Here is a 25,301-nt window from a genome sequence, read left to right as displayed (position 1 = left end):
GGGGCGGCAGGAGCAGGCCCCCAGTGTCGCCATCGGATCCGGCGAATCCGGCGGTCGCCAGCACCCGGCGGACCTCATCCAGCAGCTGCTGCCCACTCTCGCTCACACCCGCCACTGCATGTCGGGATGCAGATGAGCCAAAGCGGCGTGAAACCGCCATCGACGGCTGCATACTCCCCGACGTCTCGTCTCGTCTCGTTTCGTCTCGCTCGCTCCCGCACTCCGCCCGGAGTGTTCCTCAGGCTTCTTGTACCGCGGCGGCCTGCGGAGCGCCCGCATGAGCACACATGATGTCGGCGGTGTCCACGGGGATGCGCATGCGGCGCAGGAGATCCCGCGTGGTGCGCAGTGTGAGGGTGGTGCGCCAGGTGATGCCGGGGTGGCGGGAGTGCAGGTGGGACAGGGCACGGGTGCCGATGCCTGTGGAGAGGAGGTGGTCGTCGATGTCGATGCCGGTGATCACACCTTCACCGCAGGTGGTGCAGGTGCGGTAGTGGATCTGGCCGACGACCTTGCGTACGTGGACCAGGAGCAGGCAGTCCTCCTCCAGCCCTGCGGTATCGCCGGGAACGTGGGTGGAGCAGAATTCGATGCTCCGGTATGCGAGGATCCTGCGCCGCAGCCTTCTGGCAAACCCGCTCCGGCGCCCGTGCTTTGCCCGATGGGCGGCTGGTGCCGTCTCGGTGTCGGCGGCGGAACGGAACAGGGCGCTCGTAGGACGTGCGTGGATTCCGGACATGGAACCTCGTCTGCCCAGCCAGCAGCGGCTGACGCACCGATTACCTGTTCACGGATGCGTGGAAATCTCTGATGGCCAGAGTAGACATTCGTCGGTGGGCTGGTTACGGTTTCTCCCGTAGCCAGAGAGATTGCAGGGCCCGGCAGAGACGAACTGCCGGGCAGCAGTACCCGCAGTACAGGTAGTTGCAGTCAGCAGGACGGTGCGGTGGTGGAGTTCCGAAGCCAGGGTTGTTGCAGGACGGCGACGGGGCTGACGACCGGACCGGGTGGCCCGCAGTGATCAGGGGCCGCCGCGAGCGGTGCCGTGGTACGTCCTCTGCGGCCGGGTGACGGTCGGGGACACCGTTCTGGGCCCGGAGGGCTTCTGGATGGCTCCGGCCGGAGTCCGCACCCCCACCGTCACCGCCGAATCCGGCACGGAGATCCTGCTGTTCCGTGAGCACGGCGACTGGCGCTTCGACCTCGCGGACGCCGACCGGGAGGGTCTGCGCCCGGACCAGAAACTGATCGTCCGGCAGACCTCGGACATGCCCTGGATCGACGTCCGCGACGGCAGTCCCATGCGTTTCGACCTCGGCGGAACACCGGTTCCGGGCCTCTACATCAAGATGCTGCACCGCGACGAGAAGACCGGCTTCTACAGCAGGCTGATCAAAGCCAAACCCGGCTGGCGCGAGGAGCCGCTCGCCCACCACCCGTGTACGGAAGAGGCCTACTGCCTTGAAGGCGGCTTCGACTACAACTACGGGAAGATGTGGCCCGGAACGTACTTCTGGCGCCCCGCCCTCATCCGCCACGGCGACTTCACCGCCGACCCCGAGACGGGATGCACCTGGATCGTGCGCTCCGACAGCGATCTGGTGGACTGGTACACCTCCGACGCCCGCGTCGTCATGGAGGGCCGAGCCAGCAACTGGGGTCCGGAACACCCGCACAGCGTCCCGCCGCGCTTCGTGGAACCGGTCCGCTCCCGCAGCGTCGGCCCGCGGGAAAGGCCCTCCTACCAATAGGACGCCGGCCGGCCTGCGGGACGCGGCGGTTCGCCGGACGGAGGGTGCTGGACACAGTGCCCTCCGCACGTCACGAGCAGGTTCAGCAACCGGTGACGGGTGTGCCGTGGTACGGGTTGCTGTCGGTGACGCCGTTGGTCACGCTCTTGAGGTAGTAACCGCAGGTGGGACGGTTCTTGAAGTCGAAGGTCCGGCCGGAGGTCAGGCGCCAGATCTTGTAGTCGGAGTAGGTGAGGGGCTGTCCCGGGACGGCCCTCTCGGGCTGGTGGTCGCCGAGGACGACGTAGGCGTCGGCGCCGGAGAGGGTGGCCAGGCCGTTCTTGTCGATGAAGAGGGAGCCGCCTTCTTCGACGCCCACGCCCCAGGCCTTCCCGCCGGTGGTGAGTCCGTCCTTGACCGCACGTGCGACGAAGGCCATGGTGCGCCCCATGCGGTCGCGGGTGACGAAGTGGGAGTCGTTGACGGTGTCGGCGTAGTGCGGCCATCCGAACATGCCCGTGGTGAACGTCGCGTACGAGTCGTAGGGGTCGGCCAGGGCCTCCCTGGAGGTGATGCTCCCCTGGCAGGCGTCGTACACGACGGAGCTGTTGATGTGGTGACCGGCGCTACCTCCACCGGAGCCGCCGCCCTTGGCGACGACCGACTGAACGGAGGCGCGGAGCGCGGTGGCTTTCCAGGCCGTGTACGTGCACTGGTCGCCGCCGGCGAAGTAGACGAACTCCGCGTTGCGGATGTCGGTGTTGGCCTGCGCGTTGTTGCCGTCAGCCGCCTTGGTGAGCGTCCACGTGGTGCAGGAGTTGATACCGCGCAGGCGCGTGATCGCATCGCACTCGGGTGTTCTGCTGCCGGAACCCGGCGTCGACGCCGCCAGCACCACGACATCGAGTGAGCCGGTTCCACCGCGAATGGCGTCGACGGCCTTGGTCATGGAGGCGGAGACGACGCCACCGGACCCGTTCATGGTGAAGGCGGGGCCCGACCAGCCGGCGCGACTGGCATCCGCGGAGCTGCCGAGGCGGATGCGGCTGGCGGCGGCCTCGGCCTGACCGGCCTGGACGAGCCCGCCGGCGAGGACCGCCAGAGCGGCCGAGAGGCATGCGGCGATGCGGTGTGCGGGTCGGCGCCGCACCGGGGAGGCAGCGGTGAACGCAGGGGAGGCGTGGTGCGGGAACGGACTCATGGGTCCTCCGGGAGAAGCGGTGAGGGGTACCGCAGCGAAGCGGAGTGCGGATGCTGAGGCGTGCAGCAACGGAAAGTACAGGCCGCTCGCGAACTGCGGTAGATGTAACGCACGAGTTGGCCACGCAAGTGGACCGATCCGCCGATTGGGCAGATGAGAGCTCCCGATGTGCGTGCTTGGCGTGAAATTGCACCCTCGTTATCTGGATGAAACATGAGTTACATCTAGCCAACAACAAGCAGCACATGTAATTTCCTCGCATGTCAGACGGTGACGCACGAAGTCGTCGCCCGCCGATCTTTCGAGAGGGTTACCTGTGATGCCAACCCCGTCCCTCCGTCGCGTGTCGACGGCCTCCGCCCTGTCCGTGGCGATCCTCGTGACGGTCTCGGCCTGCGGGGAAGACGCCTCCGACGGTGCCGCCGAGTCGCCCGCCGCCACCACTGTCGCCGGAGTCCCGATCGCCCAGGACACGGCGCTCCACGCCGCCCTGCCCGAGGAGATCAGAGAGTCGGGTGTGGTGCGCGTGGCCACCGATGTCCCGTACGCGCCCTTCGAGATGTTCGTGACCGAAGGCAAGCCCGAACTGACCGGTCTCGACTACGACCTGGGGCAGGCGCTGGGCGCGAAGCTGGGCGTGAGGTTCGCCTTCACCCCGCAGAAGTTCGACGGCATCGTGCCGGCCATCCAGGCCGGCAAGTTCGACGCGGCGATGTCGGCCATGACCGACAACAAGGAGCGGCAGGCGGTCGTCGACTTCGTCGACTACTCCGTCTCCGGTTCCGGGATCATGGTCGTCAAGGGCAACCCGGAGAAGATCACGACCCTGAACGACCTGTGCGGCAAGAAGGCCGCGGTGCAGGCGGCGACGAACCAGCTGGACCTGCTCCAGGAACACCAGGCGAAGTGCAAGGCAGCGGGCAAGGGCGAGATCGACATCCAGACCTTCCCCAAGGACTCCGACGCCCAGCTCGCCCTGCGCTCCGACAAGGTCGTCGCCCAGGTGCAGACGAAGCCCGCCGCGGGCTGGACCGCCAAGACCGCCGACAACGGGAACGCCTTCGAAGTCGTCGACGACCCGGCCGCCGCAGGCGGCTACGGTGCCTCGCCCAACGGCATAGCGGTGTCCAAGAAGCTGCCGCAGCTCAGCGACGCGATCCAGAAGGCGCTGCAGGCCCTGATCGACGACGGAACCGCCGCCAAGATCTTCGACAAGTACGGTGTCGCCTCCATCGCCGTCAAGGAGGCCACCAAGAACGCGGCGGTGGACTAGAGATGACCACCACCACGGCTCCCGCCGACACCGACCGTACGGCACCCGAGCAGCTCACGATCGTTCCGCTGCGCCACTACGGCCGCTGGATCGCGGCCCTCGCGGCGGTCGCCGCCCTCGTGGGCGTGGCCGGATCGCTGGCGAAGAACGGCAATCTCCACTGGGAGATCATCGGCCACTTCCTCTTCGCCGACCTGATCTTCTCCGGACTGGTCACCACCCTGTGGCTCACCGCGGCGGCGATGGCCCTCGGGCTCGTCCTGGGCACACTGGTCGCGGTGATGCGCCTGTCGAGCAATCCTGTGCTGTACGGGATGTCCTCGCTCTTCGTCTGGTTCTTCCGGGGCACCCCCCTGCTGGTGCAGATCATCTTCTGGGGGTACGCCGCCGCCCTCTACAAGTACGTGATGATCGGTATCCCGTTCACCGACATCACCTTCTTCCAGGTCGAGACCAACTCGCTGCTCACCCCTGCCGTCGCCGCGCTGCTGGCCCTCGGCCTCAACGAGGCCGCGTACGCCTCGGAGATCGTCCGCGCCGGCATCCAGTCGGTGGACACCGGCCAGACCGAGGCGGCTCATTCCCTCGGCATGCGGCCGGCCCTGACGATGCGGCGGATCGTGCTGCCCCAGGCGATGCGGGTGATCATCCCGCCGATGGGCAACGAGACGATCAACATGCTCAAGATGACCGCCCTGGTGTCGATCATCTCGGCCCACGACCTGATGTCCAACATCCAAGACGTGTACGCGCAGAACTACCAGGTCATCCCCATGCTCGTGGTCGCCAGCCTCTGGTACCTCGGGCTGGTCACCCTGCTCAGCGTTCCGCAGGCGTGGCTGGAGCGCCGCTACGGCCGTGGCACCGGCCGCGGCGGCCACGTCTCGCCGCTGCGCCGCATGTTCGCGGGAGCGCTCAGCCGACCTGCTCGTGCGAAGAAGGACAGCAAGGAGGCGGTCCGGTGAACGTCCCCATGGTCCACGCCCAGGGCGTGCGCAAGCAGTTCGGGAAACTCGAAGTCCTCAAGGGCATCGACCTGACCGTCGAACGCGGCCAGGTGTGCTGTCTGCTGGGCCCCTCCGGCTCGGGCAAATCCACTTTCCTGCGCTGCATCAACCACCTCGACAGGGTCGACGGCGGGAAGCTCGCGGTCGACGGCGAGCTGGTCGGCTACCGCCAGAGCGGCCCCCGGCTCCACGAACTGGGGGAGAAGGAAGTCGCCGCGAGGCGCCGCGATATCGGCATGGTCTTCCAGCGCTTCAACCTCTTCCCCCACATGACCGCCCTCGAAAACGTCATGGAAGCCCCGGTCAACGTCCGCGGGACCAACAGGTCTCGGGCCCAGGCCGACGCCCACGCCCTGCTCGATCAGGTGGGCCTCGGCGACCGGGCCGGGCACTACCCGGCGCAGCTCTCCGGAGGGCAGCAGCAACGCGTCGCCATCGCCCGCGCCCTGGCGATGAAGCCCAAGCTCATGCTCTTCGACGAACCCACCTCCGCGCTCGACCCCGAGCTCGTCGGTGACGTGCTGGACGTGATGCGGCAGCTCGCGGCCGACGGCATGACGATGGTCGTGGTGACCCACGAGATCGGCTTCGCCCGCGAGGTGGGCGACACCGCCGTCTTCATGGACGACGGCGTCGTCGTCGAATCGGGTGACCCCCGCCACGTCCTCGTCGACCCCCGGCAGGAGCGCACCCGTGCGTTCCTCTTCAAGGTCCTGTGAGCGCCCCCTCGCGGGAGCGGCTCCGCACCACCGGGCTGCTCCCGCGCGCCGAGGCGCTCCTGGAGGGCTACCTGGCAGACCTGGCCCAGCTGGTCGCCATCGACTCCGGCTCGTACAGCCCCGCAGGCGTCAACCAAATGGCCGACTGGACCCAGGAACGGCTGCTCAGGATCGGATTCGCCGTCGAGCGCATCGCCCCGGCCCCCACCCACCGACACCCGGTCGGCGATGTGGTCGTCGCCCGCAAACGAGGCGACCTGTCGGTTGCCGAGGGCGGCCGACGCGTCCTGCTCGTCGCACACCTGGACACCGTGTTCGAGGACGGCACCGCCGCCGAACGGCCCTTCGTACTCGACGGGCGCATGGCGCGCGGCCCGGGCGTGAGCGACGACAAGGGCGGGCTGCTCGCCGGACTCACCGCCCTGGACATCCTCCACCAGGCCGGCGCGTCGCAGTACGCCGAACTCGTCTTCCTCGCCACCCCGGACGAGGAGATCGGCTCACCCGCGAGCCGCGCGGCAACGGAGGCAGCGGCCTGCGGAGCCGATTTCGCGCTCGCCCTGGAGTGCGCGCGGGAGAACGGCGACGTGGTCATCGCCCGCAAGGGCGTGGCCGACTTCCGGGTGACGGTCACCGGCCGGGCCGCGCACGCCGGCATCGAGCCGGAGCGCGGGGCGAACGCCGCCCTGGCAGCCGCCCACCTGGTCGTGGCCCTCCAGTCCCTCAACGGTCACTGGGACGACGTCACCGTCAACGTCGGCGTCGTACGCGCAGGGACCCGCGCGAACATCGTCTGCCCGGAAGCCGAGCTGCGGGTCGAGGTGCGCTCGGCCACCGCAGCCGGCATCGCAGCCGCCAGGTCCGCGATGGAAACCACCGTCGCACGGCCCTGCGTACCCGGCACCACCGCCACGGTGGAGCAGCTGGACCTGTGTCCGCCCATGGAGGACACTCCCGCTTCCCGCCGCATGTTCGACCGGGCCAGAAAGATCGCCGCAGACCTCGGGGTACCGCTCGGTGGCGCGGCGACGGGCGGCGTGGGCGACGCCAACTTCATCGCGGGCACCGGCGTGCCCACCCTGGACGGCCTCGGCCCGGTCGGCGGAGCCGACCACACCCCCGAGGAATGGCTGGACACCTCCACCGTCCCCGTCCGCGTCGCGCTCCTCGCGTCCCTCGTCGCCGACCTCGGCGACAGCCGCACCGGCTGACGCCCCAGATACGCCCCGTACCGGTTTGATCGCGCCATTGCCCGGTACGGGGCCCGGCCCCCGGCAGCCCGATCCCCCACACAACGGGCTGCCGGCCCGCGCCGGGGCCGCGACAGGCATCCGCCATCGCGGTCCCGGCCACCACCGCCCCCCCATCACCGACCCCCCATCACAGGAGGCATCACATGCGCGTCCCGACCGGAGCCCGCCGCACCACACTCGCGGGTGGCACCGCTCTCCTGCTCACGCTTGCCCTCGCCCCGTCGGCCGGCGCCGACCCCACCCGCCATCCGGGGGATCGCGGCTCCCTCGTCCTCGTCGGCGGCGGACTGAAGTCGGACAACACCCAGGTCTACGGCGAGATCATCAAGCGGGCCGGCGGGACCTCGGCGAGGATCGGAGTGATCACCGCCTCCTCGGTTCCCGCCAGTCAGGACCCGCACGCCGCAGACCCGGACCAGTGCAGCAACTCACAGTGCAACGGCGCCTACTACGCCGGCCTGTTCGAACGGCACGGCGCCGCCGACGCCCAGTGGATCCCCGTCGACCTGGACCACATCGCCCACGCCGACTCGGACGAGGTCGTCAGGCAGGTCAACTCCATGACCGGTTTCTTCTTCGGCGGCGGCGACCAGTACCGCTACGTCACCACCCTGCTCCACGGCTCCGCCCACACCGACTCCAAGGTCCTCGCCGCGATCCGCGCCAAGCTGGCCGCCGGCGCGGTCGTCTCCGGCTCCAGCGCCGGAGCACAGATCGCCGCCGGAGCCGACATGGTGACGGGAGGCGACTCCTACGAGGGACTGCGTGACGGCAGCAGCCCGGGATATTTCGAGGACCCGTCCCGGCTCGGTCACCTGCCCGCCGGCGGGTTCGGCTTCCTGCGCTCCGGACTGATCGACACCCACACCGGCGCGTACGGACGCGAAGGCAGGGCCCTGCGCCTGGCCGCCGACACCGGACACGACCGCGTGTACGCACTCGAGGAGAACACCGCTCTCATCGTGGAGGCCCCCCGCACACCGCACGAGCGGCTGCGCGTACTGGGTCCGCAAGGCGTCGCCATCCTCGACCTCCGCCAAGCCCGGACCGGGAGGAGTCCCTCCGGAGCGTGGTCCCTCACCGGCGCCCGCTACACCTACCTGACCGACGGCGACCGTTACGACCCGAACCGCTGGCGCGTCCTGCCCGATGCCGGCAAGCGACCCCTGGTGCCGACCTCCGCCTCACCCGTCCCCGCCAACCCCGACGTGTTCCACTCCGCGGCCAACCCCGCAGGCGTCCCGTACTCCTTCCTGGGCACCGCGCGCGCCCTCGCGGCCACCGGCACCCAGCGCACCGCGACCGCCCGCACGTTCGAGGGCGGACCCCGGTTCACCGTCACCTTCAGCAAGCAGCCTGGATTCACCGCCTGGACCACCGACGGCGCCACCGCGCGAACCGTCACCGGCCTGCGGCTCGCAGTCACTCCGGAGTGACAGCACCCCGACTCCGCACGGCGGGACCGGGGCCGGCCGGACACCGGGAGGGGATCCGGCCGGCCCCACCCCCGATGAGCGGCAGTAGGCTCGACCCGCCACCTGTCACCCGCGTTCCAAACCCTCGAAGGGAGATCCCGCATGGCCCCTGGCACGCTCGCCGACGAGATCCGCCTCAAGCTGGGCGACGTCAGCCCCGCCGAACGCAAGGTCGCGCGCGTGCTGCTCGCCGGCTATCCCTCAGCGGGCTTCGAGACCATGGCCGTCCTCGCAGAGCGGGCAGCCGTCAGCGCCCCGACCGTCCTGCGGTTCGTCAACCGGCTCGGGTACCGAGGGTTCCCCGACTTCCAGGCCGCGCTGCGAGCGGAGCTCGACGAGCGCAACGCCTCCCCTCTCTCCCTGTACGAGGCAACCGACTACGGTCGCAGCAAGGGCGGGCCGGACGAAGACCTCTCCCTCCTCCAACGGGGCAGCAACGTCTTCAGCGCCGCGGTGGCACAGACCCTCGCCGAACTGCCCCCGCACGATCTCGAACACGCGATCAGACTGCTGTCCGACGGCAAACGCCGCATCACCCTGGCCGGAGGACGCTTCACCAACCTGTTCGCCCAGTACCTCGGCCTGCACCTCATGCAACTGCGCGACGACGTGCGGTTCCTGCCCGACCGTGATGTCGAGCGCACCGCCGTGTTCGCGGCTCTCCACCGGCGGGACGTCCTCGTCGTCTTCGACTACCGGCGCTACGAGCAGGACAAGGTCGCGATGGCCGAACTCGTACAGGCGCAGGGCGGCAAGGTCATTCTCTTCACCGACATGTGGCTCTCGCCGGCCTCCACCCACGCCGAGGTGGTCCTGCCCAGCCAGGTCGCGGCGCCTTCCCCCTACGACAGCCTGGTCCCCACCCTCGCCGTCATCGAGACGGTCGTCGCCGGAGTGCTCACCGCTCTCGGTGAGGACGCCCACCAGCGGATGCGGCACGGGGAGGACACCGCCCGCCGCATGGGTCTGTACTGACCCACCACCTTCACGGCCGCCGCACCCAACGGCGTCGGCGTCCTGACCGCCGTGGTCACTTGCAACTGCGGGTGTCGGACCACCGGTTTCAGTGGCTTTGAGGTCTCATCGTCCCTCGGCTGTCGCCGCGGTTTCCTCCGGCGACGACGAGAGTAAGGGCGGCCGATGCGAGGAGCGCGCCGGCTGGCGGCGCGACGGCGGCGGAGCCTCGGGCGGGCATCGGGCGCAGAGCCATCATGGGGCGGCGGGGCCACTCGGGGCTTCGCCCGCCGCTTCGCGCCGCACAGCCCGCAGGGTGCGCTGGGCTGCCGCGTGCAGGTGGTCGACCACGGCGGGGTCGGCGTCGAGGGTGTAGTCGGCGTCGAGAGTGGCGAGGACCTGGGCGACGCGGGGCAGGGTGTCGGCGGAGCAGTCGAGGGTGCAGGAGCCCTCGTCGAGGGGTTGGATACGGGTGGCCAGGGCCCAGGTGCGGGCGCGGACGGTCTCGGCGGGGGCGTGGACGGTGGCGACGGCGTGGTAGCGGACCGGGGCCGTGGCGATCTTCGCTGCCACGTAGGCGGCGGGGTCGGGGCCGGGGTCGGGCAGCGCGCGGGGCGGCACGCGGTGTCCGGTGGGGGAGGGGCTGGTGATGCGGTCGAGGTGGTAGATGCGCCAGTCGTCGCGGTGGGTGTCGTGCGCGATGAGGTACCACAGGCCGCCGGAGGCGACGAGGCTGTGGGGTTCGGTGCGGCGTGAGGCCGGGGTGCCGTCGCGGGTGGTGTAGTCGAACGTGACGATCTCGTGGTCGCGGCAGGCTGCGGCGAGCACCGTCAGGGTGCCGGGGTCGGCGCGGGGGCCCCGTCCTTCCCAGGTGATGGTGCTGGTGGCCTGTTGGAGGGCGGCGACCTGGCCGCGGAGGCGGGCGGGCAGGACCTGTTCGAGTTTGGCCAGGGCCCGCAGGGCGGTCTCCTCGATGCCGCCGAGTCCGCCGGCGGCGGTGCGCAGGGCCACGGTGATGGCCACGGCTTCGTCGTCGTCGAGCAGCAGCGGGGGCATGGCGGTGCCGGAGGCGAGGCGGTAGCCGCCGGCGTGGCCGGTGGTGGCTTCGACGGGGTAGCCGAGTTCGCGCAGGCGGTCGATGTCGCGGCGGACGGTGCGGCCGGTGACGCCGAGCCGGTCGGCGAGTTCGTGGCCGGACCATTCGCGGCGGGTCTGAAGCAGCGATAGCAGGCGCAGCATCCGGGCGGGCATGTCGGTGGTCATAAAGCCCACTGTGCCGGACTTGAAGGACGCGAGCTGTCCTAAAAGGGCTCTAGCGTGAAGGCATGTCCGAGAGCAAACCATATTTTTCCCTGACAAAACCGGATCCTCGTCGCTGGGTAGCCCTGGTCGTCGTCCTGATCGCCGCGTTCAGGGACGCGGTGGATGTGACCGTCGTGCACATCGCGATCCCCGACATCCAGGCCGACACCGGCGCCTCGCTGTCCCAGATCCAGTGGATCACCGGCGGGTACGCCCTGTCCTACGCTCTCGGGCTGATCACCGGCGGTCGCCTCGGTGACCTGTTCGGCCGCAAGAAGATCTTTCTGCTCGGGGTGGCCGGCTTCACGCTCACCTCCCTGGTCTGCGGCCTCGCGGGCACTCCCGAGGTCCTGCTGGCCGGGCGCATCGCCCAAGGCGCCATGGCGGCGCTGATGGTGCCGCAGGTTCTGTCGATCATCCACGTCACCTTCCCCACCAGCGAACGGGGCAAGGTCTTCGGCGTGTACGGCGCGGTGATGGCCCTGGGCACCCTGGCCGGCCCCCTCGTCGGCGCCCTCCTGGTGCAGTGGAACCTCTTCGACCTCGCGTGGCGGCCGATCTTCCTCGTCAACCTCCCCCTCGGCGCCGCGGGCCTGATCGCCGGCGCCCTGCTGATCCGCGAGTCGAAGGGCGAGCGGGCGCAGCGCCTGGACGGCGTCGGAGTCGCACTCGCCACGGCGGGACTGCTGATGCTGGTCCTGCCGCTCACCCAGGGCCGCGAGCTGGGCTGGCCGGCCTGGACGTACGCCTCGATGGCCGGCGCGCTGCCCGTGCTGGCTCTGTTCGTGGCCTGGGAGCGGCACCTGACGCGGCACGGCGGCTCACCTCTGGTGGTCCTGTCACTGTTCTCCCGCCGCAGCTTCGCCGGCGGGCAGAGCGTCCAGCTGCTGTTCGGACTCGCCTCGGGAGTGTTCTTCCTGGCCTGGACGCTGTACCTGCAACTCGGCCTGGGCTTCTCGCCGTTGAAGGCGGGCCTGTCGGGGATGCCGCTGTCGGCGGCGATGATGGCCGGCGCGGGCCTGTCCATGCAGGTCCTGGTGCCGAGCTTCGGCCGGCGCGCCCTCCAGGGCGGCGCGCTCCTCGCGGTGGCGGGGATGCTGCTCTTCGCCGTCTTCGCCGTCTTCGCCGTCTTCGCCACCCGCTACGGGACCGACATCGCGCTGTGGCAGACGATGCTGCCGCTGATCCCGATGGGCCTGGGCATGGGACTGATCATCGCGCCGCTGACCGACCTGGTCCTGTCCGAGGTGCCGCACCAGCACGCCGGGTCCGCCTCCGGGCTGACCAGCACCACCATGCAGCTCGGCCAGGCCGTCGGCGTCGCCCTGTCCTCGGTGGTCTTCTTCGGCCACCTCGGCGCCGGCGACCCGGCCGCCCGAGCCCACGCCCTGCCCGACGCCTTCACCGGTTCCCTCTGGTACGTCGCCACCGCATTTGCGGCCGCGTTCGCCCTGCTGTTCACCCTGCCCCGCCGCACCCGCACGTCCTCCACGGACAGCACACCGGAGCACACGGAAAAGCAGAAGCAGGAACCACAGCCCATCGCCTGACCGCCCCGCCCCTGTCACCCGCACGAACCACACAAGGGCCCGCCCGAACTCTGCCCCGGACACGATGCCCTCACATCCCCGAGGGTTCCCTCGTCCCCGGGTCCGGCTGCCGCAGCCGGACCGGCCCACCTCAGCGAAAGGCTTCTCCCATGAGCTTCATGTCCCCCGGATCCGTCGTCTGGTTCGAGATCGGAACCGCCGACCCCCAGGCCGTCCAGAACTTCTACGGCCCTGTTCTGGGCTGGTCCTTCGAGGCCGACCCGGACTCCTCCGTCGACGGCCGCACCTACACCCGCATCATCGCCCCCGGAGCACCGTGGCCGATGGGCGCCATCCAGCAGGGCGACACCGGCGGGGAGGTCGTCAACCTCTCCATGCTGTCCACCGATGTCGCAGCCGACGTCGACAAGCTCGCCGCGCTCGGAGCCGACATCGTCTTCCCGGCCACCGCGGTCGGGGACGTGACGGTCTTCGCCCGCCTGAAGGACCCGCGCGGCAACACCTTCTCCCTCTTCTCCCGCGGCAGCTCCGAAGACCTGGCCGAGCGGGCCCAAGCCACCGAGGAACACATGGAGGCATCCGCCCACCGGCCGCAGCCCGGCTCCATGGCCTGGTTCGAGATCGGCACCACCGACCCGCAGACCACCATGTCCTTCTACACCAAGGCGTTCGGCTGGCGCTTCGAGAAGGACGAAACAGCCGGCGGCAAGCCGTACTTCAACGTCTTCACCGGCGCCGAATGGCCCGCGGGCGGCCTGTGGGACCACAGCTCCCACATGGACGGCGGCGACTACATGATGCCCTCGATCCTGGTCACCGATGTGCCCGCCACCACCGCTGTGGCGACGGACGCGGGAGCCCGCCTCGAGCACGGCCCGGCATCCAACCCCGACGGTCTGGCCTTCGCCCGCCTGTGCGACCCCCACGGCAACCGCTTCGGCCTGTTCTCCATGCCCACCCACAACGCCTGACCCCCGCGGGCGGAAGCAGCCCTACAGCTGCTCCGCCAGCCCGCCATCCCAGCCACCGAAGGAGAACCTCATGAAGATCGCACTGCTCGGAACCGGCTTCGGCCAGGCCCACGCCGCCGTCTACGCCAACCGCCCCGACGTCACCGACGTCGTCGTCTTCGGCCGCACTCCCGCGAAGCTGGAGAAGATCGCCGAGGACTTCGGCTTCGCCACCACTACCGACCTGGACGCCCTGATCACCGATCCGTCGGTGGACCTGGTGGACATCTGCCTGCCCACCCACCTGCACGCCGACACGGCCATCCGCGCCATGCACGCGGGCAAAGACGTCCTGATCGAACTGCCACTGACCACCACCATGGACGACGCCGAGCGCGTCATCGACACCCAGCACGCCACGGGCCGACAGGTCTTCGTGGACATGTTCTCCCGCTTCAGCCCCGCCAACACCTACCTGCGCGCAGCTGTCGAAGACCACCGATACGGCCCGCTGCTGTCACTCGAGACGGAAAGCCGCACCGCCCTGCTGTGGCCGGGCTACGACCTGGGCCTGGACTCGATGGCAATGGACATGATGCACGCCGACTTCGACCTGGTCACCAGCCTCCTCGGCACCCCCGACACCGTGAACGCCACCGGCACCGAAGGACCCGGCGGACGCGGATCGGCAGCCGACGTCATCCTCGGCTACCCCCACGCCACCGCCCGGTGCAGCGCCTCCTCACTCATGCCCCAGCCGTACGCCAGGCGCGGCGGCTACCGCGCCACCTTCACCGGCGCCGTCCTGGAACACGCCACCATCGCCGGCTTCACCGGCCAGGGCAGCAGCACCCTGACCGCCTGCACCGCCGACGGCGAGCACGTCATCGACCTGCCCGACGGCCACGCCTACGCCCTGATGATCGACCACGTACTCGCCTGTCTCGCCGGCCGCGAGGAGAACCGGATCGAACCGGCCACCGCGCTGGAGGCCCTGCGCCTGACCCTCGACGTCCACCACCGGCTCACCGCCCCGCGTGCGGCCCAGCAGTCCTGACCGGAGACCCGAACGCATGAGCAGTACTCCCGTTTCCGCTGTGCCGGTCGTCGGCGGCGCCGCCATGCCGATGATCGGTTTCGGTACCTGGCGGCTGTCCGGTGAGGACGCCTACCGGGCGGTTCTGACGGCGCTGGAGGCCGGTTACCGGCACATCGACACGGCCGCCGGCTACGGCAACCACCTCCAGGTGGGCCGCGCCCTCGTGGACAGCGGCCCCTCATACGGGAAACCGGCCGCACCCCAGCCGTCAACCAGATCCCCTTCAGCGCCACCCGTTTCGACCCCCGGAGCCTGGTGGAACACGCCGAACGCCACGTGGTCATCCAGGGCTACAGCCCGCTGCGCCACACCGACCTGACCCACCCGGCCCTGACCGCACCAGCCACCCGGCTGGGCGCCACCCCAGCGCAGGTGGTCCTCGCCTGGCACCTGGCCCGGCGTGTCACCACCCTGCCTTCCTCCACCCACCCCGACCACATCCGCGACGACCTCACCGCCACCCACCTCACCCTCAGCGCCGACGAACTCCACACCATCGACACCCTCGACCAGCACCCCGCCACGCCTTCCCCCCAGGAGCAGCGCCATGGCCGACCTGGCCAGCGCGCGTCCTTTGGTCCCTGAACCCCCGCCACTTCCGGCAACACGGGCCCTGCGCGATAGGACATGTCCGCGACGGGCCTCCGGACGGCCTGCACAACGAGCCGTCGCCGACCCGCCGTGGGACAACGTGAGCAGTACCCGAACCCTCACAGAAGGACTTTTCCCATGCCGTTCGCGCCCTGCCTCAGCGTCGCTGACACCGCCGCCAGCATCACTTTCTACAAACAGCTCGGCTTCGACGTCGACTCCAGCACCGCCCGCCCCGGCGACGACATCCACATGCTTCTCCACCAAGGCGACTTCTGCGCGATGATCTACAGCAACGAGGACCTCAAGAGGTGGCTGCCCGTCCTGAAGGACCAGCCCATCGGCTTCGCAGGCATGTTCTACCTCGCAGTCGAAGACCTCGACGGATTCTACGAGCGCGTCCGCAAGGACGCGCAGGTGGTCAAGGAGCTCACCGAGGACCACAACGGCCAGCGCGAGTTCTACATCCGTGACCCTGACGGCTACGTGATCGGCTTCAACGACAAGACCGCCCTCAACAACAGCGACCTCGGCAAATACGCCTGAGGTAACTCCCCGCTGCCCCCGCACAGGGTGTGGCTCTGCGCCGAGTACCTGCTCGAAGTGGCCGGGACCGGAGCTGGGCAGCACCTGCGCTGCGGCGGTGTAGCGGGGGTGCCGGTCTGCCAGGCGTGACAACCGCCATGGGCAGGCTTCGTGTGCAGGTCGTTGCCCAATGAGCCTTCGCCATCTTCGAACGTGATGGACGGAGGGGTTGGCGTGGTGCTCGGCCGGGGCGTTCGTGCTGGTGGCAGCCAGGCCGCCCTTGGGCGGCGGGTGCTTCGTGTGTATTGCTACGTCAGTGCCTGCAGGAGTTCCCGTTCGCGCTCCGTGCTCAGCCCGGCACGGCGGGGCCGCTCAAGTCCCTGCTCGCGTTCCCAGCGCAAGGTTGCCTCCAGTAGTTGGGCTCGGGGCCTGTGCCGCAGACCGGTTGCGGTCGCCGCGGCGCCGTCGCGGGCTCCGAACCCGGCCCATCCCGGGTCGGCCACCCACAGCGCGAGCGATTCGGGCCCCATCGCCTGGACCACCTTCTGCTCGAGCAGCCAGTCGTCTTCCGCTTCCACCACCGGCCCGGTGTGTCCGCCGATCTCCCGCGACAGCGTGATCCACTCCGAAAGCGCCACGGCCGGCCCGACCGCGTTGTACGTCCCGGCCGTCCCCTTCTCCGCGCAGTCGAGCAGCCAGGCAGCAAGGTCCTGTGCGTCGATCACTTGCGTCGAAACATCCGCAGATGCCGGTACCAGCAGCGGGGACTGCGGCGCGCGGGCCGCGCGAGCGACCCAGTACCCGGATCGGCCACTGTGATCGCCCGGCCCACCGATCAGGCCCGGCCGCGCTACAAGGAGCCGATCTCCCAGTACGGCGGCCGCGGCTTCCTCGCAGGCGACCTTGGCCGCCCCGAACTCGTCGTGGCCGACTGCCTCTCGCTCCGTGGCGGTAAGCAGCTGCGCCGATTCATCAGCGCCGGGCTGGGCGTGCGAAGCATAGGCGCTGACGGACGACACGTACGCCCAGTGTCCCGCCCGCTCGGACAGAGCCCGCAGCGCACCGCGGACGAAGCCCGGCTGCCATGACACCTCCACGACGGCGTCCCAGTCCTGACCGCTGACTTCTTCGTACGCCGCCGCATCATGCCGGTCCGCGGCGATCAGTACCGCGCCCTTGGCCGCGGCGCCGCTCTCCCCACGTGCCAGACACGTCACCTGATGCCCACGTTCCACCGCCTGCCGCGAAATCTCGCGGCCGACCCACGCTGTTCCACCCAAAACCAAGATCTTCATCGACTCACTGAAACACGCCGCGTGAGCCTGGTGCACTTGCTTCGCCGAGGGCGTAGGGGCCCTCACACCACCCAGCTCTTGCGCTCCCTGCTCGTCCGCACCAACCTCGGAGCTGGCCGCTGACAGTCGATCAAGACCGCCGACTCCGCCCGCCATCAGCACGAGCACCCCGGCCGAGCGCCACGCCAATCCCTCCGACCACCACGTTCGAAGATGGCGAAGGCTCAACGAGCAAGGGAGTCGTCGTGCTGAGCATTCCGTATGGCCGGCAGGGTGGCGCCCGCGCGGGCTGAGCTGGAGCGTTCCGAACCTGCTCGGCCGCTACAGCGTCCCGGCCGACGGCGCCCCGCGCCCGCTGCGCGACCGGACGCGCCGGAGCTGGACGAGGACGAAGACGGGAGTGGGCCGGATGAGGGGCGGCCGACCAGGGCGGCGATGAGCTTGCGGACCCTGGCCTTGGTCAGCCGCTTCGCGGCCGTTGCGCAGCGCTGCCGGGGAGCCTTGCGGGCCGCCTCTGACTCGGGGCTGCGGCAGGTGATGTGCACGCGTTCATGCCAGGTCTGAGTGCCCGGCGTGCCGGTGACGGCCTCCCACAACGCGTTCCTGGTCAGCCCATCCTCGCGGACCCGGCCGGGACGGCGTGGCCTTCGAGCCAGTCCAGACCACACCCGCAGTGGCGGGCGTGGTACCCGGCCCACCTCCGCTCCAGCGGCTCGTACACCAGCCGATCGCCGTAGTACTTCGTATCTCTTGCGAACCCTGACACGGCCCGCAGTCTCCCACCGCGGGCTTGTGTGGGACAGTCCGCCATCAGCCGAACGAGGGACGTGGGCTGGGAACATCCGCGACGCCATGAAGGGCGTGTGGGAGGCAGGGACCTCATGACGGTCGAGCGGGAGCGCGCCAGCCTTGCCGGAGTTCCGAAACGGGGAGGATGGACCAGTCCCCGTCGACGTCCTGCTACCGCGCCGGGGGCGAGAGGCAGGCAGCGGAGTGGCTTTCCCGTGCACGGGTTTTGCGTTCCGTGTGATCCGGTCAGGTTGTCCGTAGTCATGGACAACCGAGAGGCGTCGCTGTGAGCGAGTTCGACATCTGGGGCTACCACCCCAACGCGGGATACCTGCGGGGCACCGACATCGTCGGCTACAAGGTCGAGGCCACCGATGGGAGCATCGGCAAGATCGATAAGCATTCCGAGGATGTCGGAGCCTCCTACCTGGTCGTGGACACGGGGGTGTGGATCTTCGGCAAGCATGTGCTGCTGCCGGCCGGGACCATCGAGCGCATCGACATGATCGGGGAGAAGGTCTACGTCAACCGGACGAAGGAGCAGATCAAGGACGCCCCGGAGTACGACGAGGCCAAACAGGCCGGCGAGTCCAACTACCTGGAGCGGTTCGGCCGGTACTACGGCTAGGGCCTGCGGCGAAAGTGCTGGTCACAGCCATCTGTTGATGGATGCGACCAGCACTTTCGCTGCGTAGCGGACGGCGAGTCTGTCGTATCGAGTGGCGACGGCCCGGTGGCGCTCGCGGCGGTTGATCCCGCACTCGACCGGATGCCGCTGCTTGTTGGTCGTCCTTGTCGAACTTCGGCGGACGCCCGCCGCGCGAGCCGCGCCCGAGCCGGTTGCGGACCCGGTCCGCCGGGACCGGAACCGTGGCCTTGGGGCGTTTGCGCGGCCTGCCTGAGCCGAGTCTGGGGCCCCGGATCGCTTCCAGAACCGGCTCGAACTGCGGGCAGTCGCCCCCGGACCGAGTCCGGGCCGACAAAGCCTATGACTCCCGCGCGCTGCTCTCCCGTGACCACCACTCACAGGCGCTTTTGCCCCTGCTCCACGGCGAGGCTGGTCAGGCCGCCCCCGGAGCGTCCGGGTCCGTGGTCGGCCCGCTCGACGGCGATCCCGCCGGGCGGCTCCTTCTGGAGGTCCCCCCTCTCGCGGCCCCGGCCGCGTGCTGGTGGGCCCGGCAGACGGTGGAGTCGACGTTCACGTCCCAGGTGATCAGGCCCTGCGAGTCTGTCTCGGCCTGCAACCGGGGTGGGGATTCCTGCCCGGGTTCCGTCTCGCTGCCGGCGCCGGAACAGGTCATAGACCCGGTCCCACGGCCCATGGCCCACAGCGCTCCGGCACCTCACGCCACGGGGCGCCGGTCCGGGCCCCCTGGCCATTCGTCAGATCCCCACGCCCCACGGGACATGGTCACGAATGAACGAGATCCACCTTCGCAACAGGCCCAGGTCGTTTCCTTCGGATCGCGGAGAATCGCCCTGTGCTACGTGTTGCGTGGGGAGGCGGTAGACCAGATGGTGCGGGAGTTGGAAAGTTGGGACCTCGCACGTCTGGGAGGTGGCGAGCTCGAGGTGGTGACGACGCTGCTGGCCTGGGGCCGGCGGTGCCGTACCGACCGAGACCTGCGGATTGCCTTCTCGGGCGACTAGACCGTCGCTTTCCGATCAACGCATCGTTGGTTGATGGGTGTCGTTGACTGACGCCCAGTGGGCCCGCATCGAGCCGTTGCTGCCGGACCGCCCGACTCCTCGGCGGGGTGGGTGGTGGGGGGATCAGCGGCAGGTGATCGACGCAATTGTGTGCAAGTACCGCGCCGGGACGCCGTGGATGGACTGCCCGAGCATTCGAGTCGTGGAAAGGTACCCACAACCGCCTGCGCATGTGGGCCGCGGACGGGACCTGGGAGAAGGTCTTCACCGCCCTGCTCGCCCAAGCCGACGCCGAGGGTGACCTCGACTGGGTCGTCTCGGTCGATTCCACGATCGTGCGTGCTCATCAGCGCGCGGCCGGGGCCCGCCAGAAGGGGCCCCGGCCGGCGAGCCGCCCGACCATGCCCTCGGACGCTCCCGCGGCGGACTGACCACCAAGATCTATCTCGCCGCCGACACTCTCCAAGGTGTCGACGTCACCGGCGAAGGCGTCCGCCACCTCGATGTAGCGGTCGACGACCATGTCCGCGACCGCGTGCAGGACGGCCGCGGGCCGCGAGCCCGCGCTGCCGCGGGTCGTTCTGGAGCTGCTGCCGTACGCCGTCCAGCGACGGGGCGCTACCGTGCCGGACGGTGAGGAACAGCGTGTCGCCGTAGCGCTCCAGCTTGGGCCGCTGATGCGCATGGACAGCGGTGCAGGGAGGCGACCTACCCGCGACCAGACAATGATCACCCCGCGCCCGCCCAGCGGTCGGGCCAACCCCCAGGCGGTGTGGGCTCACCCAGGCGGCCCTGGTAGGCATCGAGGTCTCTCTTCGATCAACTGTACGAGTTCGAGGGCAGGTTCGCGCCAACAAACCTCGCACTTTCGGGCTCTCTTCAGTCCGACACGTTGTGTTAACCGCGCAAACAACTTCGTCGGGTTAACGTGTTTCTTGACCAACCATTGACTGGTTCTTGGTGTGCACAAGAGGTGCCGATTTTGCCGGAGGGATGGATGTTGCCAGGTGTGGAAGCCGGGACTGCCCGCGCGATTGTCGTCGCCGTCCTGCTCACCGCCTGTTCCCGGCGCACGCGGTGGTGTTCGCACACGCGCACGAGGCCCGTCCTGCCACGGCCGAAGCCCGGTCCGGAATTGAGTCATCGAGGTAGACGCCGCGCGCCATCACCGTTCACGGTGACCGCCGCCTCGGCGGGCCGGCAGGTCCTCGCCCACACCCGCCACGTCCCGGCCGCGCTCCAGGTCTTCCGCTGCTGACAGCGACGCAGCGCCTCCCTCTGTCCTGCCCGTCCGACGCGCTGTCATGGCGCGCCAGGAGGAATGACCACGCATGCAGCCCCTCATCGACAACGCCCGTACATTTGGACAGCGCCCTGAGGAGTTCGCGAAACTCGCCGAAGGCCAGTCCCCAGAGGTCCTGTTCATCACCTGCTCCGACTCCCGGGTCGTACCGGCCCTGATCACCGGCGCCGCCCCCGGTCAGCTCTTCGAGCTGCGCACCGCGGGTAACATCGTCCCGCCCTACGCCTCCGAGCGGCCCACCTCCGAGGCCGCCACCATCGAGTACGCCGTGGAAGTGCTCGGCGTCCAGGACATCGTCGTCTGCGGCCACTCGCACTGCGGTGCCGTCGGCGCCCTGGTACGCGGCGACGACCTCGACCCCGTCCCCGCCGTACGGGACTGGCTCGCGTACGCCGCGACCCGGCCGGTGTCGACCGACCCGGACGACCCGGCCGTCGCCGCGTCCGTGCAGCACCACCTGCTCGCCCAACTGCTGCGCCTGCGTTCGTACCCCTGCGTGGAGAAGGGGCTGGCCGAAGGACGTCTGCGGGTGCGCGGCTGGTACTACGAGGTGCACACCGGGGCCGTGCTCGAACACCGCGCGGGCACCGATGCCTTCGAGGTCCTGTGAGCGGCGCCATGAATGCTGTGATCAAGTCTCCCCATCTCAGGCAGGACTTCGCCGCCTCCCTCGTCGTCTTCCTCGTCGCGCTGCCGCTGTGCGTCGGCGTGGCCGTCGCCTCCGGCGTCCCGGCAGAACTCGGCCTGGTCACCGGCATCGTGGGCGGCATCGTCGCGGGACTGATGCCCGGCAGCAGCCTGCAGGTGTCCGGGCCGGCCGCGGGTCTGACCGTGCTCGTCTTCGAGGCCGTCCGCCAGTTCGGACTGGCTGCGCTCGGCGTGATCGTGCTGGCCGCCGGGCTGCTCCAGCTCCTCATGGGCGCGCTCAAGCTGGGCCGCTGGTTCCGGGCCATCTCGGTCTCGGTGGTCGAGGGCATGCTGGCCGGCATCGGACTCGTGATCATCGCGGGCCAGTTGTACGCGGCGGCAGGCCTGAAGGCGCCGGCGTCCGGCATCGACAAGATCGCGGGGCTGCCGCAGGCGCTCGTCCGCGCGGTCGGCAGCACCGAGGCCCTGGCCTCGCTCGGGGTGGGCGCGGCCACCATCGCGGTGATGGTGCTGTGGAAGCGGATGCCGAAACGGGTCCGGGCGGTGCCGGGCGCGCTCGCGGCGGTGCTCTTGGCCACCCTGGCCTCGCTGGCGTTCGGCCTGCCGGTCGCCACGGTGGAGGTACAGGGGCTGCTCGGCGCGATCCAGCCGCCGGGGGCCGACGCCTTCGGCCAGCTGGCCCAGCCGGCCATCCTCGGCACCATCCTCGCGTTCGCGTTGATCGCCTCCGCCGAAAGCCTGTTCAGCGCGGCGGCCGTAGACCGGCTGCACGACGGGCCGCGCACCGAGTACGACAAGGAACTCATGGCGCAGGGCGCCGGCAACACCGTGTGCGGGCTGCTCGGCGCGCTGCCGATGACCGCCGTGATCGTGCGCAGCTCGGCCAACGTCCAGGCGGGCGCGAAGACCAAGGCCTCGCGCGTGCTGCACGGCGTGTGGCTGCTGCTGTTCGCGGCGCTCCTGCCGTCCGTCCTGGAGCTGATCCCGCTGCCCGCCCTCGCCGGCATCCTCGTGCACGCCGGTTGGAAGCTGATCCCGTTCCGGCAGGTCGTGCTGCTGTGGACGGCGTACCGCGGTGAGGCGCTGATCCTCGTGGTCACAGCCTTGGCGATCGTCACGGTCAACATGTTCGAAGGCGTGCTGATCGGTCTGGCGCTCTCGGTCGCCAAGACCGCCTGGCAGGCCTCGCACGTCAAGCTGGAGGTCATCGACAAGGGCGCCGGCCCCGTCCAGGCGTACCTTTCGGGCAACGCGACCTTCCTGCGGCTGCCGAAGATCCTCGACACTCTGGAGGCGCTGCCCCAGAACCGCCCCGTGGAGCTGGACCTCTCCGGGCTGCACCACGTCGACCACGCCTGCCGCACGGCACTGGAGAACTGGGCCGAGCGGCACAGCGCGGCCGACACGGAACGGGTGAGGATCACGGCGCCCTAGCCGTTGGTGCCCCTCGTATCCCCTGAGGGAGGCCCAGGCCGCGGCCTGCGCGGCCCGATGCCGGGCTGTGTCTCACCTGTGTCGGCGGTCGCTGATGCGGCGGGAGTGGAGAGAGGTGAGCTTGTTCCAGTACTGCTTGGGTTAGGCGTCGGTTTCCCGCAGGGTGGGGTCCAGGGACGAAGCGTGCAGCGCGGCCACGCGATCGCCGGTGGTGTCCGCGCCGCCCTGTTGGGGTGCTGCGGCTCGCCAGGGCGTTCGGGCGGCGCTGGCGCCGTGTGCGCCTCGCAGCGCGCGGATAGCCCACCATCGGGCCAGCAGCACGGCGGTGGTGAGAGCGGCGGCGGCGACGGCGTGCAGCCGGTGGCGCGCGGCCACACGTTCCTCCCATGGTTCGGGACGACGGGTCTGGTGGCGCCGGCCCCCGGGGTGTGGGCCGGCGCCATCCTGGGACGGATCAGCCGGGCCAGGTGCCGGTCACCCAGGCCTGCTTGAACGCCGCGCCTGCGATCATGCCGCTCGCAGCGCCGAGCGTCAGCCCGACCGGCCTGTAGGCGATCTTGGATGCCTTCACCGGCGCCTCCGGCCGCGGCGCAGCAGCAGGAAGACGACAAGCGCGGCCGCTGCGGCGATCAGCGGTGTGCGGTTGGCGCGCGCCATGGTTGCCGCTTGATCGGCCTTCTCGCGGACCGGGTCCGGTGTCTTCTCGGCGGCGAGCTGTCCGGCCCGGGTCGCGGTGTCGCGGACCTGGGTGGCAGCTTGGGCGGCCTTGTCGAGGACCGGATCGGGGGTCTTGTCCTTGACCAGCTGAGCTGCCTGCGCAGCCTTCTCCCGGAGCTGGCCGGTGACGAGGGTGGCCTTCTCGGCGGCCTGCTCCTTGATTTCGGCCGCCTTGTCCTTGGCCTGGGCTTTGACGTCGGCCTTCGCCGCCAGCGCCTCCACGGTCTGGCCGAGCTCGTCGCGGGTGTGCTCGACCTGTTCGCGCAGTTCCTCGGGAGTGGGCGCGGATTCCTTGTCGCCCTGGGAAGGGGTGCTCATCGGTGTGCTGCCTCCTTGATCTCGGCCACGTCGGCCTTGACGCTGTCGATGGCCTGCTCGGGTGCGGGGGTGCCGGCCTTGGCGATCTGCTTCTTCCCGGCCACGGCCATTCCCGCCGCGATCGCTGCCAGCACGGCGGCGATGATCAGAGCTGACGCCCAGACCGGCAGGAGCAGGGCGAGGGCCGCGATGACGGCGCCTACCAGGGCCTGCGCGGCCAGGATGCCGAACAGGCCGGAGCCGCCGAACAGGCCGCCGCCCACACCGAAGCGTTTGCCCTTCTCGGTCATCTCCGCCCGGGCCAGCTGCATTTCTTCGCGAACCAGTTCGGAGATCTGCTGCGACGCTCGCGAGACGAGATCGCCCACAGATTCCTGGGGGTTGCCCTGGCCGGGGTGCGGCCCAGCGGCGCTCATCGAATCCTCACCTTGCTTCCAGTCGGTCCTTACATGTTCTGGCCGATGGCTGCACGATGGCGGCCCTCGGTGTTGCTCTTGTGTTGCCGCGCCGGTCAGTGGCTCTGATCGCTACGGGTGATGTCCTGGACGGGGGCGTCGGCGTTGCGTTTGACGGAGTCGATGCCGTCAAGGCATGACCGGTGGCTCTCGTAGTGCTCGCTGGTCGCGATGACCTGCCCGTTGGTTGCGATCAGAACGAAGTGATAGCCCTTGCCGGGCTTGTGCCGGACCTCGAATCGCGCCGCCATGGCAGACCCCTCCATTCGAATGTGCACGCTGTCGGGGCGCGCTTACCCCGCAGCCTGCCGGTCACCCGCGGCGACTTGTGGTCATCCCACGTGGCGGACAGCGAGGCGTGGCGCCGCGCGGATCAGGGCGGCTCCGGCCAGGCCGATGACAGCACCGGCTGCGACGTCGGAGGGGTAGTGCGCGCCGCTGTGGACCCGCTCGATCGCCACCAGCACAGTCGGTACGGCGCATGCGGCACCGGCCCACGGCCAGGTGGGCGCGACGGCCGCAGTGAACGCCACCGCGGCGGCGGTGTGCCCGGAGGGGAAGGAAGAGCTGTCGGGCCGGTCCTCGACATCGTCGTGCGGGATCCACTCCTTCGGCGGACGCCGCCGCTCGACGATCTGCTTGCCGACCCCGTTGGACAACAGCTCCGCCACCGCCATGGCTGCGATCCCGGCCGCTGCCGCCTTGCGGCCCCGCCAGCCCCCGCAGGCCGCCATGGCCCCGGCGGCGGCCCACCACAGCTTCGTGTGCTCGGCCGCTTCCTCGACCGGCGGCAGCAGCTCGCGGGCCCAAGCCGAATCCCACGCGGCCATCCGCCTCGTCAACCGATGATCACCGCTGCGCACCGACTCCACGATTCCCATGCTGCGCCGCTTCCCCCTCGAGGACCGCACCACACCGCCCGCAGCTCCTGTTTCTGGGTCGGCGCGAGGATGCGGGCCGGCTGCGGGCGGTGGGCCGCACGCTCGCGCTTCGCCCGGAGCAGGCCCGCCAGGTCGCCGAGCCCCTGACCGCTGCCGGCCCCGGGCACCCGTGGACCAGGGTG

The 25,301-nt window shown here is 69.9% G+C and carries 27 protein-coding genes; 17 read left to right on the top strand and 10 right to left on the bottom strand.

Annotated features, from left to right (window positions below):
* Positions 1-238 precede the first annotated feature (238 nt).
* Complete coding sequence (locus tag ACFWUZ_RS17645) at positions 239-739, bottom strand: hypothetical protein (RefSeq protein ID WP_384373075.1); 501 nt, start codon at positions 737-739, stop codon at positions 239-241.
* Positions 740-1,040: 301 nt separating this feature from the next.
* Between ACFWUZ_RS17645 and ACFWUZ_RS17640 the strand changes: the two genes are divergently transcribed.
* Positions 1,041-1,751, top strand: a complete 711-nt coding sequence (locus ACFWUZ_RS17640; RefSeq protein WP_384373073.1) for a DUF4437 domain-containing protein — start codon at positions 1,041-1,043, stop codon at positions 1,749-1,751.
* A gap of 82 nt (positions 1,752-1,833) precedes the next feature.
* Here ACFWUZ_RS17640 and ACFWUZ_RS17635 read toward each other — a convergent pair whose 3' ends face one another.
* Positions 1,834-2,931: a hypothetical protein gene (locus ACFWUZ_RS17635; RefSeq protein ID WP_384373071.1), complete on the bottom strand. Its 1,098-nt coding sequence runs from the start codon at positions 2,929-2,931 to the stop codon at positions 1,834-1,836.
* A gap of 343 nt (positions 2,932-3,274) precedes the next feature.
* Here ACFWUZ_RS17635 and ACFWUZ_RS17630 point away from each other — a divergent pair, with 343 nt between their 5' ends.
* The 6 genes from ACFWUZ_RS17630 to ACFWUZ_RS17605 all read left to right on the top strand — a co-directional run bounded on the left by ACFWUZ_RS17630 (position 3,275) and on the right by ACFWUZ_RS17605 (position 9,633).
* A complete protein-coding gene (locus tag ACFWUZ_RS17630) occupies positions 3,275-4,204 on the top strand; it encodes an ABC transporter substrate-binding protein (RefSeq protein ID WP_384373069.1) in 930 nt (309 codons plus the stop codon).
* Between the two features lie 2 nt (positions 4,205-4,206).
* Positions 4,207-5,169: an amino acid ABC transporter permease gene (locus ACFWUZ_RS17625; protein WP_384373067.1), complete on the top strand. Its 963-nt coding sequence runs from the start codon at positions 4,207-4,209 to the stop codon at positions 5,167-5,169.
* A gap of 8 nt (positions 5,170-5,177) precedes the next feature.
* Positions 5,178-5,930, top strand: a complete 753-nt coding sequence (locus tag ACFWUZ_RS17620; protein ID WP_384373343.1) for an amino acid ABC transporter ATP-binding protein — start codon at positions 5,178-5,180, stop codon at positions 5,928-5,930.
* Positions 5,927-7,141 (top strand): M20/M25/M40 family metallo-hydrolase, encoded by a 1,215-nt coding sequence (locus tag ACFWUZ_RS17615; RefSeq protein ID WP_384373065.1) that lies wholly within the window; start codon positions 5,927-5,929, stop codon positions 7,139-7,141. Before ACFWUZ_RS17620 ends, ACFWUZ_RS17615 begins: the two co-directional genes overlap by 4 nt.
* Before the next feature lie 185 nt (positions 7,142-7,326).
* The gene (locus ACFWUZ_RS17610) at positions 7,327-8,619 is read left to right on the top strand and encodes a cyanophycinase (RefSeq protein WP_384373063.1); all 1,293 of its coding nucleotides are present in this window, start codon (positions 7,327-7,329) and stop codon (positions 8,617-8,619) included.
* Positions 8,620-8,760: 141 nt separating this feature from the next.
* Positions 8,761-9,633 (top strand): MurR/RpiR family transcriptional regulator, encoded by an 873-nt coding sequence (locus ACFWUZ_RS17605; protein WP_384373061.1) that lies wholly within the window; start codon positions 8,761-8,763, stop codon positions 9,631-9,633.
* Between the two features lie 234 nt (positions 9,634-9,867).
* Here the strand turns inward: ACFWUZ_RS17605 and ACFWUZ_RS17600 are convergent, their stop codons facing one another.
* Positions 9,868-10,875 (bottom strand): helix-turn-helix transcriptional regulator, encoded by a 1,008-nt coding sequence (locus tag ACFWUZ_RS17600; RefSeq protein WP_384373059.1) that lies wholly within the window; start codon positions 10,873-10,875, stop codon positions 9,868-9,870.
* A gap of 62 nt (positions 10,876-10,937) precedes the next feature.
* Here ACFWUZ_RS17600 and ACFWUZ_RS17595 point away from each other — a divergent pair, with 62 nt between their 5' ends.
* The 6 genes from ACFWUZ_RS17595 to ACFWUZ_RS17570 all read left to right on the top strand — a co-directional run bounded on the left by ACFWUZ_RS17595 (position 10,938) and on the right by ACFWUZ_RS17570 (position 15,650).
* Positions 10,938-12,464, top strand: a complete 1,527-nt coding sequence (locus ACFWUZ_RS17595) for an MFS transporter (RefSeq protein ID WP_384373057.1) — start codon at positions 10,938-10,940, stop codon at positions 12,462-12,464.
* A gap of 149 nt (positions 12,465-12,613) precedes the next feature.
* On the top strand, positions 12,614-13,435 hold the full coding sequence (locus ACFWUZ_RS17590; RefSeq protein WP_384373055.1) for a VOC family protein: 822 nt from the start codon (positions 12,614-12,616) through the stop codon (positions 13,433-13,435).
* A 70-nt stretch (positions 13,436-13,505) separates the two neighbouring features.
* Positions 13,506-14,471, top strand: a complete 966-nt coding sequence (locus tag ACFWUZ_RS17585; RefSeq protein WP_384373054.1) for a Gfo/Idh/MocA family protein — start codon at positions 13,506-13,508, stop codon at positions 14,469-14,471.
* Between the two features lie 16 nt (positions 14,472-14,487).
* A complete protein-coding gene (locus ACFWUZ_RS17580) occupies positions 14,488-14,832 on the top strand; it encodes an aldo/keto reductase (protein ID WP_384373052.1) in 345 nt (114 codons plus the stop codon).
* Positions 14,769-15,098 (top strand): aldo/keto reductase, encoded by a 330-nt coding sequence (locus ACFWUZ_RS17575; protein ID WP_384373050.1) that lies wholly within the window; start codon positions 14,769-14,771, stop codon positions 15,096-15,098. The genes ACFWUZ_RS17580 and ACFWUZ_RS17575 overlap by 64 nt, the downstream gene beginning before the upstream one ends.
* A gap of 144 nt (positions 15,099-15,242) precedes the next feature.
* The gene (locus ACFWUZ_RS17570; protein WP_384373048.1) at positions 15,243-15,650 is read left to right on the top strand and encodes a VOC family protein; all 408 of its coding nucleotides are present in this window, start codon (positions 15,243-15,245) and stop codon (positions 15,648-15,650) included.
* A gap of 287 nt (positions 15,651-15,937) precedes the next feature.
* On the opposite strand, the gene ACFWUZ_RS17565 is transcribed toward ACFWUZ_RS17570, so the two are convergent.
* Positions 15,938-16,924, bottom strand: coding sequence for an NAD-dependent epimerase/dehydratase family protein (locus ACFWUZ_RS17565; protein ID WP_384373046.1), 987 nt, complete (start codon positions 16,922-16,924; stop codon positions 15,938-15,940).
* A 1,075-nt stretch (positions 16,925-17,999) separates the two neighbouring features.
* On the opposite strand from ACFWUZ_RS17565, the gene ACFWUZ_RS17560 reads away from it, so the two are divergent.
* On the top strand, positions 18,000-18,341 hold the full coding sequence (locus tag ACFWUZ_RS17560; protein ID WP_384373044.1) for a PRC-barrel domain-containing protein: 342 nt from the start codon (positions 18,000-18,002) through the stop codon (positions 18,339-18,341).
* Between the two features lie 1,059 nt (positions 18,342-19,400).
* Positions 19,401-19,664 carry a transposase gene (locus tag ACFWUZ_RS17555; RefSeq protein ID WP_384373042.1) on the top strand — a complete coding sequence of 88 codons (264 nt, stop codon included), beginning with the start codon at positions 19,401-19,403 and terminating at the stop codon, positions 19,662-19,664.
* Between the two features lie 45 nt (positions 19,665-19,709).
* Here the strand turns inward: ACFWUZ_RS17555 and ACFWUZ_RS17550 are convergent, their stop codons facing one another.
* Positions 19,710-19,886, bottom strand: coding sequence for a hypothetical protein (locus ACFWUZ_RS17550; protein WP_384373041.1), 177 nt, complete (start codon positions 19,884-19,886; stop codon positions 19,710-19,712).
* 808 nt (positions 19,887-20,694) lie between these two features.
* Between ACFWUZ_RS17550 and ACFWUZ_RS17545 the strand changes: the two genes are divergently transcribed.
* Both ACFWUZ_RS17545 and ACFWUZ_RS17540 read left to right on the top strand, forming a co-directional pair.
* Positions 20,695-21,276 (top strand): carbonic anhydrase, encoded by a 582-nt coding sequence (locus ACFWUZ_RS17545; protein WP_384373039.1) that lies wholly within the window; start codon positions 20,695-20,697, stop codon positions 21,274-21,276.
* A gap of 8 nt (positions 21,277-21,284) precedes the next feature.
* Positions 21,285-22,748: a SulP family inorganic anion transporter gene (locus tag ACFWUZ_RS17540; RefSeq protein ID WP_384373037.1), complete on the top strand. Its 1,464-nt coding sequence runs from the start codon at positions 21,285-21,287 to the stop codon at positions 22,746-22,748.
* A 141-nt stretch (positions 22,749-22,889) separates the two neighbouring features.
* Here the strand turns inward: ACFWUZ_RS17540 and ACFWUZ_RS17535 are convergent, their stop codons facing one another.
* The 5 genes from ACFWUZ_RS17535 to ACFWUZ_RS17515 form a co-directional block, all read right to left on the bottom strand.
* Positions 22,890-23,123: a hypothetical protein gene (locus ACFWUZ_RS17535; protein WP_384373035.1), complete on the bottom strand. Its 234-nt coding sequence runs from the start codon at positions 23,121-23,123 to the stop codon at positions 22,890-22,892.
* 192 nt (positions 23,124-23,315) lie between these two features.
* Positions 23,316-23,783 carry a DUF3618 domain-containing protein gene (locus tag ACFWUZ_RS17530; RefSeq protein ID WP_384373033.1) on the bottom strand — a complete coding sequence of 156 codons (468 nt, stop codon included), beginning with the start codon at positions 23,781-23,783 and terminating at the stop codon, positions 23,316-23,318.
* Positions 23,780-24,199 carry a phage holin family protein gene (locus ACFWUZ_RS17525; RefSeq protein WP_384373032.1) on the bottom strand — a complete coding sequence of 140 codons (420 nt, stop codon included), beginning with the start codon at positions 24,197-24,199 and terminating at the stop codon, positions 23,780-23,782. The genes ACFWUZ_RS17530 and ACFWUZ_RS17525 overlap by 4 nt, the downstream gene beginning before the upstream one ends.
* A 95-nt stretch (positions 24,200-24,294) precedes the next feature.
* Positions 24,295-24,489, bottom strand: a complete 195-nt coding sequence (locus ACFWUZ_RS17520) for a YegP family protein (protein ID WP_384373030.1) — start codon at positions 24,487-24,489, stop codon at positions 24,295-24,297.
* An 81-nt stretch (positions 24,490-24,570) separates the two neighbouring features.
* Complete coding sequence (locus ACFWUZ_RS17515) at positions 24,571-25,119, bottom strand: phosphatase PAP2 family protein (protein ID WP_384373028.1); 549 nt, start codon at positions 25,117-25,119, stop codon at positions 24,571-24,573.
* Positions 25,120-25,301 lie beyond the last annotated feature (182 nt).

Source organism: Streptomyces sp. NPDC058646 (assembly GCF_042716875.1).
Taxonomy (GTDB): Bacteria; Actinomycetota; Actinomycetes; order Streptomycetales; family Streptomycetaceae; genus Streptomyces.
The sequence above is the reverse complement of the archived record's forward strand: the minus strand, read 5'-3'. Positions and strand labels throughout refer to the sequence as shown.

Coding starts and splice junctions, on each gene's coding strand:
- ACFWUZ_RS17645 (WP_384373075.1), bottom strand. CDS start 739: ATGTCCGGAATCCACGCACGTCCTACGAGCGCCCTGTTCCGTTCCGCC.
- ACFWUZ_RS17635 (WP_384373071.1), bottom strand. CDS start 2,931: ATGAGTCCGTTCCCGCACCACGCCTCCCCTGCGTTCACCGCTGCCTCC.
- ACFWUZ_RS17625 (WP_384373067.1), top strand. CDS start 4,207: ATGACCACCACCACGGCTCCCGCCGACACCGACCGTACGGCACCCGAG.
- ACFWUZ_RS17620 (WP_384373343.1), top strand. CDS start 5,178: ATGGTCCACGCCCAGGGCGTGCGCAAGCAGTTCGGGAAACTCGAAGTC.
- ACFWUZ_RS17610 (WP_384373063.1), top strand. CDS start 7,327: ATGCGCGTCCCGACCGGAGCCCGCCGCACCACACTCGCGGGTGGCACC.
- ACFWUZ_RS17605 (WP_384373061.1), top strand. CDS start 8,761: ATGGCCCCTGGCACGCTCGCCGACGAGATCCGCCTCAAGCTGGGCGAC.
- ACFWUZ_RS17600 (WP_384373059.1), bottom strand. CDS start 10,875: ATGACCACCGACATGCCCGCCCGGATGCTGCGCCTGCTATCGCTGCTT.
- ACFWUZ_RS17595 (WP_384373057.1), top strand. CDS start 10,938: ATGTCCGAGAGCAAACCATATTTTTCCCTGACAAAACCGGATCCTCGT.
- ACFWUZ_RS17590 (WP_384373055.1), top strand. CDS start 12,614: ATGAGCTTCATGTCCCCCGGATCCGTCGTCTGGTTCGAGATCGGAACC.
- ACFWUZ_RS17585 (WP_384373054.1), top strand. CDS start 13,506: ATGAAGATCGCACTGCTCGGAACCGGCTTCGGCCAGGCCCACGCCGCC.
- ACFWUZ_RS17580 (WP_384373052.1), top strand. CDS start 14,488: ATGAGCAGTACTCCCGTTTCCGCTGTGCCGGTCGTCGGCGGCGCCGCC.
- ACFWUZ_RS17570 (WP_384373048.1), top strand. CDS start 15,243: ATGCCGTTCGCGCCCTGCCTCAGCGTCGCTGACACCGCCGCCAGCATC.
- ACFWUZ_RS17565 (WP_384373046.1), bottom strand. CDS start 16,924: ATGAAGATCTTGGTTTTGGGTGGAACAGCGTGGGTCGGCCGCGAGATT.
- ACFWUZ_RS17550 (WP_384373041.1), bottom strand. CDS start 19,886: ATGGTCGTCGACCGCTACATCGAGGTGGCGGACGCCTTCGCCGGTGAC.
- ACFWUZ_RS17545 (WP_384373039.1), top strand. CDS start 20,695: ATGCAGCCCCTCATCGACAACGCCCGTACATTTGGACAGCGCCCTGAG.
- ACFWUZ_RS17540 (WP_384373037.1), top strand. CDS start 21,285: ATGAATGCTGTGATCAAGTCTCCCCATCTCAGGCAGGACTTCGCCGCC.
- ACFWUZ_RS17530 (WP_384373033.1), bottom strand. CDS start 23,783: ATGAGCACCCCTTCCCAGGGCGACAAGGAATCCGCGCCCACTCCCGAG.
- ACFWUZ_RS17525 (WP_384373032.1), bottom strand. CDS start 24,199: ATGAGCGCCGCTGGGCCGCACCCCGGCCAGGGCAACCCCCAGGAATCT.
- ACFWUZ_RS17520 (WP_384373030.1), bottom strand. CDS start 24,489: ATGGCGGCGCGATTCGAGGTCCGGCACAAGCCCGGCAAGGGCTATCAC.
- ACFWUZ_RS17515 (WP_384373028.1), bottom strand. CDS start 25,119: ATGGGAATCGTGGAGTCGGTGCGCAGCGGTGATCATCGGTTGACGAGG.